Below are 10,377 nucleotides of genomic sequence, written 5' to 3' on the forward strand. Positions count from 1 at the left end.
GCTACCCACGCGGAACGCCGCCGGACGCCACGAGGTCGAGCAGGTAGAGGCCGTGTGACCCGCCGACGATCACCTGGCTGCCGGCGGCGGCCCCGGCGGCCCAGGTGCAGGCATGGAGCGGTCCGTTGAGCCGGATCATGGTGACCGTGTCGCCGCCGACCGGATCCCAGATGCGGATGGTGCCCTCGCGGCCGACGGCGGCGATCCACCGGCCATCCGGCGCGACGGCGGCGGCCGAGACCGTGTCGCCCCGGCCGGCGAGCACCGGCCCCGCGGCCAGGGCGAACGGATTCCACACCCGCAGGGTCCGGTCCCGGCCGACCGACGCGAACCAGGAGCCGTCGGGTGCCACGAGCAGGTCCGCGACGCCGTCGGTGTGGCCGCCGAGCAGGGCGAGCTGCCGTCCGGTCGCGGGGTCCCAGACCCGCACCGTCGCGTCGACGGCGCCGGATGCCAGCCAGGACGCGTCGGGGGCCACCGCCAGCGTCGACACCCAGCCGGTGTGACCGGTCAGGGTCCGCAGCTCCCGCCCGCCGACCGGATCCCAGATCCGCACGGTGCCGTCGGTCGCCCCGGACGCCAGCCAGGACGCGTCAGGCGCGACCGCCAGCGCCGACACCCAGCCGGTGTGACCGGCCAGGACCGCCAGCTCCCCGCCTCCGGTCGGATCCCAGATCCGCACGGTGCCGTCCGCGGCGCCCACGGCCAGCCAGGACGAGTCGGGTGCCACCGCCAGCGCCGGTGAACGGCCGGTCACGGCGTCCCGCGACGCCCGTGCGAGCCCGGTGGCCATGTCCCAGATCCGCACCGTCCCGTCGCCGTCGGCGGAGGCCATCCAGGACGAGTCCGGTGCCGCCGCGAGCACGTCGACATGGCCGGAATGACCGGTGAGCGGGACGCGACCGGCGCCGGTGCGCGGGTCCCACAGCTGGATCTGGCCGTCCTGGGTGCCGGCGGCCGCCCAGGAGCCGTCGGCGGCCGCGGCGAGCGCTGCCACGCTCGTGATGCTGCTGGTGATGCGCCCGGCCGGTTCGGCGCGCAGGGCGCCGCCCGCGGCCGGATCCCAGATGCGGACGACACCGTCATCGCCCGCGGAGGCCAGCAGGCCGCTCCCGGCGGCGACCGCCAGCGCGACGAACCCCTCGGTGTGACCGGTGAGCAGCGCGCGCCGCTCCCCGGACGCCGGATCCCACACCCGCACCGAGCCCTCCCCGCCCGACGAGGCCAGCCACGCCGAGTCGGGGGCCGCGACCAGCATCGACACCCGCCCGGCGTGGCCGTCAACGGCGGCCCGGACGGTGCCGTGGAGCGGATCCCAGATCCGCACCGAGCCGTCGCCGCCACCGGAGGCCAGCCACGACCCGTCCGGCGCCACCGCCAGCGCCGACACCGGGGCCGCGTGCCCGGCCAGCTCGGCGATCCGACGTCCGCCGGCCCGCTCCCAGAGCCGTACGGTGTGATCACCGCCCGCGGAGGCCAGCCACGACCCGTCCGGCGCCACCGCCAGCGCTGACACCCAGCCGGAGTGGGCCGCGAGCACCGCCAGCTGTCTGCCGTCCGCGGGGTCCCAGATCCGCACGGTCCCATCGCCGCCGCCGGAGGCGAACCAGCTGCCGTCCGGGGCCACCGCCAGCGCCGACACCCAGCCCGTGTGGCCGGAGAGCACCCCTCGTTCGCCGCGGTCGGGATCCCACAGCCGCACGGTCGCGTCCAGGCCACCGGACGCCAGCCACGCGCCGTCCGGTGCGATCACCAGCGCCGACACCCGGTTCACGTGGGTACCCAGCGCCTCCTCGGCGCCGGTGGCCAGCTCCCACCGGCGGATCGAGCCATCCCGCCCCGCCGAGGCGAGCCACGACCCGTCCGGCGCCGCCACCAGCGCGGACACCCCGCCGGGATGGCCGGGCAGCGTCATCCGCTCCTCCCCCGCCGCAGGGTTCCAGATCCGCACCGACCCGTCGCCACCACCAAAGAACTCGCCACCGCCGCCGGAGGCGAGCCAGGAGGCGTCCGGCGCCAGGACCAGGGCGGCCACATGCGACCGGTGGCCGGTGAGGGTGCAGGCGAGGGCCGGATCCGGCTGGTCTGGCAGCGGCGGCACGGTGGGCCGCAGGTGTGGCCGCGGCATCTGCTGGAACAGCCGTTCCGCCGCCTCGCCGAGCACGTCGACGCCGGCCGCGTAGACCGCCAGCGTCGTCATGGTGACGGCGGGATCATCCGTCGCCTGGTGCAGGTTGGCGATCTGGCGGGCGAGCCGGCCCAGCGCCTGCGCGGCCAGGTCGCCGGGCAGGAGCGCCAGGTCCGCCTCGAGGGTCACCGAGCCGGCCAGGTGGATCTTCATGGCGGCCCAGCGCAGGTCGTGCGCCAGCGCCGTGAGCTCGGCGTGTTCCCCGGCCTCACGCAGGTGCAGGGCGAGATTGGCCCACAGGTAGTTGTTCGACGGCGACAGCCGCCACCACGCGGCAGCGGATCCGCGCCGGACCGCCGGATCCGCCGGCGTCGAAGCCAACGCCGATGCCGACGGAGCGGACTGACCGAGCTCGGCGCGGTATGCCGCCAGCAGCCGGGCATGCGCCGACCGCAGCTCCGGCCCGACCCGCTCGCGGATGTACCGGTGCATGACGTCGTGAAGCCGGACACCGGGCGTTCCGGCGTTGTCCCCGCGGACCGCTCGGATCAGGGACAGCTCCGCGAGCCGGTCGCAGAACCGCCTGGTCCGAAGCGGTGACCAACCGGCGGTGTGCTTCCACATGACCTCGAGCACCTCACGCGGAACAACCGTGCCCTGCGGGAAGACGACCAGCTCCAGATAGCGGGCCAGCGGGCTGTCATCGGCCGCCCCCAGACTGTGCAGCAGCCGCAGGCTGGCCTCGACAGTCGCCGCGACCGCCCGGAGCCTCCCCTGGTCGTCGAACGCCGCCGGACCGGCCTCGTCCAGATCTCGGACGGCCTCCTCCAGTGCCGCGCCGACCGGCATGCCCGCCTCGACCCGCAGGAAGAGGTGCCCGGCGATCAGGCGCAGCAGCACCGGCCACCGCCCGCACCGTTCGGCCAGGGCGCGGGCGTCGGAGTCCGCCAGCTCCGGGACGCGGCCGCGCAGCAGTCGGACGGCCTGGTCGAGCCGCATGAGATCCACGGCGATGACCGGGCAGTCGAGCGGCAGTGTCGCCCGGTCCCGGGTCGTGACAAGTCGCCGGCAGTCCGGGCCGCCCTGTCGGAACGGCGTGAGCTGCTCGCGGGACCAGACGTCGTCCACGACCAGGAGCATCCGCCGGCCGGCGAGCAGCTCACCCAGCCGCATGCCGGCCTGCAGCGGGTCGGACGGGCCGGGATGGTCGTCCCCCAGCCGCCGGCACAATCCGTTGATCTTCTCGGCCAGCCGGGCGTCGGCGATGTCCGGCCCGATGTCGGTCCACAGGATCCCGTCGGGGAAGTCGGAACGTAGATCCTCATTCCGGCAGGCCATGTGCGCCAGCGTCGTCTTGCCGTAGCCACCCGCCCCGTGCACCGCCACGACGCCCGCATCACCGCCGGTCAACGCCCTGACCAGCGGGGCGAGCAGGCCCGGGCGGTCGACCACCCGGGTCGTCAGGTCCGGGATCCAGTAGACGGGCGAGGTGGCCACGGAACCGGAGGCCCCCGCTCCCGTCGCGGCGGTCCTCCGCGCTGACGGCGTTGACGGCCCTGAAAGCGCCGACGCCGCCGACGCCGCGGCAGCGCGGCGCCGGGCGACCTCACCGAGCGAAAGCAACAGCTCCTTTTCCAGCTCGTCCGGGGACGCCACCAGCCTGATGGTGATGCGGGACTCTCCGAGCAGGCGCCGGCGGAACGCCTCCTGGCGCTCCCAGTACACCGGGTCGTGGAACAACCTCCGTACCCCGACCGTACGGGCCTCGTCGAGAAGGAAAACCAGTCGCTCGATTCCGAGATCGGTCGCCGTGTCGAACTCGAGCTCCGTATAGGAGACGCCCGGCATACCGGCGACCGGTGACCCGTAGCGGAAACCTATGATGCCGACGTAGAGGTCGCAGTTGGCGACCCGGCGACGACACATCCGCGCCGGATCGTCGTCCTCGGCGACAAAGTAGTCCATGTCCACCGGGGCGTGTTCGAGGCGCTTTACGGCGTCCTCGGATGCCTGCACGAACGACCGGTCGGCGGGGAGTTCCCGCAGCTCGCTGGTATGACTGAGGAAAACCCTCCAGGCCGGCATTCCCATCCCGATCCCCCGATGCAGCTGTGACCCTCACGGTACTCGGAGGATCCGGGGAGCGGCGACGAAAACGCCCCGGTGGTACCCGGCCCGACAGCCGGCTCGGCCGGGTACCACCCGGTGTTTGTGTCAGCGACGGGCACTACCCGTCGAATGACCTTTTTGGGCGTTGTGCTGCGTGGTAATGCACCGGTGGCTGGTGCTCCCGCGGCCGGGTCAGAAGCCGATGGACTCCCGGACGAGGACGACGACCCCGCGGTCCGGGAACGCCTCCCGCTCGAGGATCAGGAACCGGCCGATGAACGACGACTGGCCGTAGAGGTCGGACAGTCGCTGGTTCTCACGGGGCAGGCTGTAGGTGCGGACGCGGCGCAGCGCCGTGTCCAGGTCGGGAACGACCTTCTGGGCACCCACCACCCAGATCGCGCGACGCGCACCGGAGGCGTACGGCGCGAACTGGCTGCCGCTGGCGGAACCGATGACGAGGTGGCCGGCCTCCGTCACCGCGTGAACGCTGCCGAGGACGACGTCCGGCGTCGCGCCGAGGCGGATCGTGGCGTAGACGTCGGCACTCGGGGGCGGCGCGGCGGCCCGCACCGACTGGTACTTCCCGGATTCGTCGATGTCGGCGGTGATGCCGGACAGCCGCAGGGTCTCGCTGGACGCGGTGAAGACCGACTGGTCGGTCGGCACCAGCCTGCCCACCAGCTCGCGGGCCTGCTCCGCGGTGTCCACCACGTGGACCTCGAAGCCGTTCCCCCGCAGCGCGGTGGTGGCGCGCTCGAGGCTGGCCTCCCCGGCCGCGTTACCAAAGGTCTCGTCAAGCGGAAGCGCTTCGACTGTCATTTCTGTCCTTTCCGGATAAGTGCCTTCCGAAGGGGCAGTCCTCCTCGGTCGGCGGGGTCAGCCAGAATTCTTGCCGCGGCCCGGGAGCCACGGAAGGAGGCACCTTTTTCTGCCCTGGTTTACTGGAGGTAACCAACACGGTCAGCGCGATGTCGGTGCGACGCCCCCCTGGCGCAGCGACTCGACGAACAGGACGGTGAGAGCCGCGACCAGGCGCACCCCCGGCCCGTCCAGCACCCCGTGGCCGCCCGGCACCGTCTCCAGCTGCGCGGTCCGCACCGTCCTGGTGATCATTCGTGCCATGTGGTGCGGGCTCACCTCGTCCCGCTCGCCGTGGATGAGCAGGGTGGGCAGGTCCGGCAACGCCCTCGGCGGCAGCTCCGCCGGCACCTCGCCGGCGAACGGACGGTGCAGCAGCGGCAGACCGAGCAGGACGAGGGCGTCCGGCCGCAGAGCGGGCGATCCTGCCAGCGACAGCGCCCGCAGTGCTCCGGTGTCCGAACCGAACAGGACGAACGGCACGTCCGGCCGCCGTGCCTCGGCGAGCGCGACGCTGACATGTTCTCCCGCCGCGAGTCCCGCGGCGAGGTAGGTGACGTCGTAGCCGTCGACCGCCAGGCGGACGGCGGTCCGCTCGAAGACCGCGGCGTCCTCACCTCGGCCGGGCATCATCACGATCGATGCCCGCGGCGCCGCGGCCCCGTCCGCGGCCGGCCAGAACCGGGTGGCTGCGCGGCCGATGTAGGCCCGCACCTGGCGATGGGGGCTGAGGGGCGTGGGGCGGGTGTGGGTCAGCGGGGGCATCTGTTGCTCCTGAGGACGGGAACTCCGGCGTTCAGCCACGCGGCGTTCAGTGGGTCAGGGGGAAGGTGCTGTTGCGGGGGCTGACCGCAGGACGGCTGTACCGGGACCGGTGACGACAGTGCGGCCGGCAACGACGGTGCGGCCGGCATCGATGGCACTGCCGGCAGCGGCGACACGGCCAACGGCGTCGCGAGAATGCCAACGTCGGCGAAAGCGCCAACGTCAGCGACAATGGGAGCGCCAGCGATCAGGGCGACACACCCCGGACCTCCCCGCAGCCGCACCGACGGCGCGTGCTGCAGCGCCGGCCCCACCGACCAGACCGACCGGGCCGGCCCTCACGGTTCGCCCGGTAACGGCAGCCGGATCACGCGGGAGGAGACCGGGTGCGCCGAGCGCACCTCGACGGGCGAGCGGAGCTCTCAGCCCGCGGGTGAGCGCGTACAGGCCGCCGAGGAAACCAGCAGGAAATCGATGTGACAGCGGGTCACGAGGCGCGTCGCACGCATAGTCCTGAATGTCGCCGAACCCAGCCACGGCATACCAGGACTTTCGTCTCCGCCGGAGCCGATGTCAATAGTCCCGAAGGCACAGGTTCGCGAGTCCTGGACATTCACTTTGTCACCATCATCGAAAAGCGGCACTGGCCCGCTTACCGCACTGCGGCCTGCGCGCCGGTAACGCGGCGGCAACAGCCCTCTCACGGTTCCCACTGCCCGCGGGCGCGCAGGATCGGGAGCACGCCCTCTCCGAACCAGTACGCCTCCTCCAGATGCGGATAGCCGGACAGCACGAACTCGCTGACACCCGCCTGCCGATAGGTCCCGATCAGGTCCGCCACCTCCTCGTGGCTGCCGACGAGGGCCGTGCCGGCACCGCCGCGGATCAGGCCCACTCCCGCCCACAGGTTCGGGTGGATCTCCAGCTTCTCGGCCGAGCCGTTGTGCAGCGCCAGCATCCGGCGCTGTCCTTCGGAGTCGCTGTGGGCGAGCCGCGCCTGCGCCGTCGCGATGGCCGCCGGGTCGAGCCCGGAGATCAGGCGGTCGGCGGCTGCCCAGGCCTCGTCGGCGCTGTCGCGGCTGATGACGTGGGCGCGCAGGCCGAACCGCGGTCGACGTCCCAGCGTTTCGGCCGCCGCGCGGACCTCGGCGAACTTCGCCGCCACCGCGTCCGGCGGCTCCCCCCAGGTGAGGTAGACGTCGGCGTGGCGGGCAGCCACGGCGATCGCGGGCGGCGACGAGCCGCCGAAGTAGATCTCGGGCGGCGGGTCCGGCAGCCGGGACAACGTCGCGCCGCGCAGCCGCACGAAACGCCCGTCGCGGTCCACCGTCCGGCCCTGCCACAGCTCCGACAGAACGGTCAGATACTCGTCGCAGCGAGCGTAACGCTCCTCCTTGTTCAGGAAGTCGCCGTAGGACTCCTGCTCGTCCGCTTCGCCGCCGGTGACGACGTTGAGCAGCAGCCGCCCGCCCGAGAGCCGCTGGTAGGTGGAGGCCATCTGGGCCGTGAGCGTCGGCGAGACGAACCCGGGCCGCACCGCGACCAGGAACTTCAGCCGCCGCGTGGTCTCGACCAGCATCGCGGTGGTGAGCCAGGCGTCCTCGCACCACGAACCGGTGGGGGTCAGCGCGCCGACGAAGCCGAGCTGCTCGGCCGCACGGGCGATCTGCCCGAGGTACTCCAGTGTCGGCGGCCGCCCCCGGGTGGTGGCGACGGCCGGCGCGCCGTGCCCGCCGGCGACCACGTCACGCGCGTCTCCGGAGGTGGGCAGGAACCAGTGGAAGGTGAGGGACACAGCTGTGGCTCCGCGGGGCTCGAGGCGAATCCTTCTGGGCGGGCCGGGTCACCGGTCACGAACAGAGCGCGCTGCTGCCCCGCGACAGGTCGACGGCGAGCCGCCGGCTGAATGTCCACTTCACCGACATGAAAAGTAGTATTTGCGGGAGCAGGACCGCCGTCAACCACTGAACGGAGGTCGTCGTGACCGAACACGTGCTGGAACCGAGCGTGCCACAGCAGCTTCCGGAGCCCGACGAGGAGCCCGCCCATGCCTGGGAACCACAGGGCGAAGCCGACTGCCGGGTCCGAACGATCATGGACCGGGTGGGCGACAAGTGGTCCTTGGCGGTCGTCTCCGAGCTGAGCGCAGGCCCGCGGCGCTTCTCCGAGGTCCGGCGCGCGGTACCAGGCATCAACCAGCGGATGCTCACCTCGACCCTGCGCACCCTGGAGCGCGACGGGCTCGTCAGCCGCACTGTCTACGCGCAGATCCCGCCCCGGGTCGACTACGAGCTCACCGGCCTGGGCCACACCCTGCTCGCCACGGTCTCCTCGCTGATCGCCTGGGCGGCCAGCAACGCCGACGACATCGACGAGGCTCGCCGCCGCTACGACGCCCGGACCCGGTCGCAGCCGCAACGCTGAGCAGCCCCGGGCCCGCCGCACTCGCCGCGCCTGGTCCCCACCGCCCTGGCCCGCAGCGGCAGGACGCGGCGGCGGCGGACCGGACCGGGTGCGACATCAGCAGTCGATGGCGTGCTCGGCCAGTTCGGCCCGCAGCGTGGTGAGCGTCGGGTTGTCCGGCCAGGCACGGTCGTTCTCGACCCCGTGCTGGGCGCCGCGGGCGTCGCGTATATCGTCGACGTCGAAGGCGCCCACGAGGCCCTTGCCGGAGGAAGGCACGTCGTTCTCGAGCTCGACGTCGCAGGTCTGCGGGTCCGCGTCGGTGTTCACGATGATGTGCGCGTCGTAGGCGACAAGGCGGGACTTCCCGTTCTTCTTCTCCCGGTCCGCTGACACGTCGACCGTGCCGTAGCCCTGGGAGCGCAGCTTCTCCGCGAACGTGTCCGCGTCGCTTTCGGAACCACAGGCCGAGAATCCGGTCACCGCGGCCAAGGTGACCGCGACCGCGAGTGCCCGGTTGACGAAAGGTGCCTGCCGCCGCCTGGCCATGATCTTCATCTGCGCCTTTCCTGAGAGGAGGGATCGACACAGACTGCACCGTTCGCCGGATGTGCATGTGTACGTGTCGCCTAGCGAACAACGTCAGCCCAGACAGACAGAGCACCGAAAGCGATGCGTCCGCCCCGCTGCGTGACATTGCGGGAGCGAAACAGGCCGCCCGCCCCTGCCGATCACGGCACCCCCGCCTCTCCGCCGTCAACGCGAGCGGCCGACAACCCGAGCAGGCCGCAGACTGGCACGGACGCCCGCCCGTCAAGGGGGGCAACGTGAAGATTCACCGGAAGGCAACCCGCCGAATTATGGTCAGGGTTCTTCGTGCTCACACGTGTCCCACGAGCGACAGCCGAAAACGAACGCTGATCCGCTCTGCTCCGGCATCGTGTTGCTCCTCGACAACAACTGTGACGACCGTTCACGGAACGGCTCGGGTGAATATCGCGGAGGTAGGAATGGGCGGCAGGCGGCGGGACCGGAGTGTGTTTCGGTCGGTGTCCGGGGGCATCGTCGCGTCGGTGTTGGCGGTCATGGCCGCGGGATGCCAGGAGGGCAGCCTCGCGGTCGTCTCGTCCACGACACCGGTAGCGACACCGCCGGCCGCAACCACGCCCACAGGCGCCCCCGCCCAGGCCATCGACACTCCGGCGAGAGACCTGCGCGCAGGAGACTACGTGCTCACGGCCGGGCCGGAGACGGCGGGCTTCGAGAGCTCGGGCGGCGCCGACGACCCGGACAGCGGCAGCAGCGCGATGCGCGCCGAGATCGCGGCGTGCGTCGGCGTCCCCGGCTACGACCCGCCCCCGCCGTCGGACGAGACGACGGGTGACACGTTCACCAACATCGAGGAATCCGACTTCCAGGCGATCAGCCGGGCCCAGATCCTACCGGCGGAGCAGATCAGCGAGAACGCCGAGATCGTGACGAGCCCTCGTTTCGCCGACTGCTACCGCGGCGCGCTGGAGGAGCAGCTGGCAGGCGAGGACGCGAGCGGTTTCACCTACGAGATCGTCGCGGTCGAGACACCGTCCCCGCCGCCGGGAGCCACCGCGCTCGTCCGCACCTCGATGGGCATCACGGACGAGTACGGCACCTACGGCTACGTCTTCGACGCCGTCTACTTCTACGTCGGCCAGGTCGCTGTCGAGCTCGAGGTCCACAATATCCAGGACGTTCCGCCGCCGGCCGTCGAGCAGGGCCTCATCGACCAGATCGCGGACAAACTGACCAACCAGTAATGACATAGACCTGCCTGCCGTCGACCCGACCCGACCCGACGGCCAGCGAAACCGCGCCGCCTACCTGCGCCATTCCCTCTCCGCCGGACTCCGTCTCATCCAGGAACGGGCACCAGAACGATCGATGGCAGTGATCTTGGACTGGTGGGGTGGTCCGAACACGACATGGGCGGCCAGGACCTGCTCTCACAGCTAGGGCCTGTTCCGGGTCCGGATCACAGGCGGGATGGTCGTCTTTCGTGTTCGGGTGCTCCAGCTGGTAGCACGGTTGTATGACCCGTGGCGACCTGACCGACGGCGAGTGGGAACTGATCGAAC

At 71.8% G+C, this 10,377-nt stretch carries 7 protein-coding genes; 2 read left to right on the top strand and 5 right to left on the bottom strand.

Annotated elements, in window-relative coordinates; genetic code table 11:
- Position 1 precedes the first annotated feature (1 nt).
- From AB1460_RS20315 to AB1460_RS20330, 4 genes are all read right to left on the bottom strand, one after another.
- Positions 2-4,213, bottom strand: a complete 4,212-nt coding sequence (locus AB1460_RS20315; protein ID WP_368963286.1) for an NB-ARC domain-containing protein — start codon at positions 4,211-4,213, stop codon at positions 2-4.
- Between the two features lie 216 nt (positions 4,214-4,429).
- On the bottom strand, positions 4,430-5,059 hold the full coding sequence (locus AB1460_RS20320; RefSeq protein ID WP_368963288.1) for a lactate utilization protein: 630 nt from the start codon (positions 5,057-5,059) through the stop codon (positions 4,430-4,432).
- 141 nt (positions 5,060-5,200) lie between these two features.
- A complete protein-coding gene (locus AB1460_RS20325; protein ID WP_368963290.1) occupies positions 5,201-5,863 on the bottom strand; it encodes an alpha/beta hydrolase in 663 nt (220 codons plus the stop codon).
- A gap of 700 nt (positions 5,864-6,563) precedes the next feature.
- Positions 6,564-7,658: an LLM class flavin-dependent oxidoreductase gene (locus tag AB1460_RS20330; RefSeq protein WP_368963291.1), complete on the bottom strand. Its 1,095-nt coding sequence runs from the start codon at positions 7,656-7,658 to the stop codon at positions 6,564-6,566.
- Positions 7,659-7,957: 299 nt separating this feature from the next.
- Between AB1460_RS20330 and AB1460_RS20335 the strand changes: the two genes are divergently transcribed.
- On the top strand, positions 7,958-8,287 hold the full coding sequence (locus AB1460_RS20335) for a winged helix-turn-helix transcriptional regulator (protein ID WP_368963300.1): 330 nt from the start codon (positions 7,958-7,960) through the stop codon (positions 8,285-8,287).
- Between the two features lie 96 nt (positions 8,288-8,383).
- Here the strand turns inward: AB1460_RS20335 and AB1460_RS20340 are convergent, their stop codons facing one another.
- Complete coding sequence (locus AB1460_RS20340) at positions 8,384-8,824, bottom strand: hypothetical protein (protein ID WP_368963292.1); 441 nt, start codon at positions 8,822-8,824, stop codon at positions 8,384-8,386.
- Between the two features lie 491 nt (positions 8,825-9,315).
- Here AB1460_RS20340 and AB1460_RS20345 point away from each other — a divergent pair, with 491 nt between their 5' ends.
- Complete coding sequence (locus tag AB1460_RS20345) at positions 9,316-10,059, top strand: hypothetical protein (RefSeq protein ID WP_368963293.1); 744 nt, start codon at positions 9,316-9,318, stop codon at positions 10,057-10,059.
- The last annotated feature ends 318 nt before the right edge of the window (positions 10,060-10,377 follow it).

Origin of the sequence: Parafrankia sp. FMc2, assembly GCF_041008525.1 — a bacterium.
Classification (GTDB): domain Bacteria; phylum Actinomycetota; class Actinomycetes; order Frankiales; family Frankiaceae; genus Parafrankia.

Coding starts and splice junctions, on each gene's coding strand:
- AB1460_RS20320 (WP_368963288.1), bottom strand. CDS start 5,059: ATGACAGTCGAAGCGCTTCCGCTTGACGAGACCTTTGGTAACGCGGCC.
- AB1460_RS20340 (WP_368963292.1), bottom strand. CDS start 8,824: ATGAAGATCATGGCCAGGCGGCGGCAGGCACCTTTCGTCAACCGGGCA.
- AB1460_RS20335 (WP_368963300.1), top strand. CDS start 7,958: ATGGACCGGGTGGGCGACAAGTGGTCCTTGGCGGTCGTCTCCGAGCTG.
- AB1460_RS20315 (WP_368963286.1), bottom strand. CDS start 4,213: ATGCCGGCCTGGAGGGTTTTCCTCAGTCATACCAGCGAGCTGCGGGAA.
- AB1460_RS20325 (WP_368963290.1), bottom strand. CDS start 5,863: ATGCCCCCGCTGACCCACACCCGCCCCACGCCCCTCAGCCCCCATCGC.